This window comes from Prevotella sp. MGM1, from assembly GCF_002933775.1.
In the GTDB taxonomy this organism is placed as follows: domain Bacteria; phylum Bacteroidota; class Bacteroidia; order Bacteroidales; family Bacteroidaceae; genus Prevotella.
Genome location: NZ_BEWV01000098.1, coordinates 1 through 1,040 on the forward strand (window position 1 = coordinate 1; position 1,040 = coordinate 1,040).

The 1,040-nt window shown below is 58.1% G+C and carries 1 protein-coding gene; it reads right to left on the reverse strand.

The window, feature by feature from the left end; all coding sequences use genetic code 11:
* Window positions 1-870, reverse strand: an 870-nt coding sequence (locus tag MoGM_RS03235; RefSeq protein WP_146078629.1) for a precorrin-6A/cobalt-precorrin-6A reductase, incomplete at its 3' end; no start/stop codon positions are given.
* Window positions 871-1,040 lie beyond the last annotated feature (170 nt).

Genomic DNA, 1,040 nt, shown 5'->3' on the forward strand with positions numbered 1-1,040 from the left:
CTCACCGTTGGGCAGAATGACGGGAACGGCAGGCGGAGTATCGCCGCGCAACAGGCGGATGGCGGCGGCCAGGGCGGCAGCCGTGGCACAAGTGCCGGTTGTCAGTCCGCTACGTAGAGGATAAAAACCAGGAAGAAGACGCTCGACAGCGCGACGCAAGCCGTGCTCACCGTTGACAACGACAAACGACGGCGGTGTTTCCGGCCGCTTGATAGCGACCACACGTACGCCAAGGTCAATGGCAGTCGATACTTTCTCCGCGAAACCACCCGTCTCGCCGCTCTCCTTCACCAATATGGCATCGGGACGAAGACGGGCGAAAAGTCCGCTATTGGTCTCGCCCTCGCCGTAAAAACACAGTTCGTCGGCAGTGGCGCCGAGACGGCGGGCGATGATGAGAGAACTCTCACGATTGAGTATCCGGTGATAGAGACGCACGCCACGGGATTTCAACACAGCCAGACGACCTATCGACTGCACGCCCGTGGTGGCAATCACACAACGGCAACCCGATAACCTTTCAATGGCATCATCATATCCGTCGCACCATTCTATACGCTCCGTATCCCGCTCGGGAAATATCCGTTCGAAGCGCACGGCAGGAATATCGAGGGCCGAAGCCACCGTAGCCACCGTGTCATGAAGCAACGCGGCGAAAGGATGGGCGGCATCGACAATCAATCGTATGCCGTTGTCACGGCAGAAACATGTCATGCCACCGGCATCCATGGCACCGCAAAGACGCGTGCCATAGCTCATGATCACAGATTGCTCGGTACCCCGTGTTGAATAGAAATATGGGCTGCCGGCCTCTTCGAGCGCCTTGACCGCCTTCAATCCCTCGGTGGTTCCGCCGAAAACGAGAATCATTCCTTTGCCTTTCGATATAAATGTGTGAAATGACTGGAATACAGCTCGGACAGGCCGTGACGGTTGTCGATGGCCTCTCCGATGACAAGAAGCGTGTCGAGCCGCAGACCGTTGCCCCTGACAATGGCCGCAAGGTCGGCCAGCACGCCACGATATATACGCTGCCCGGG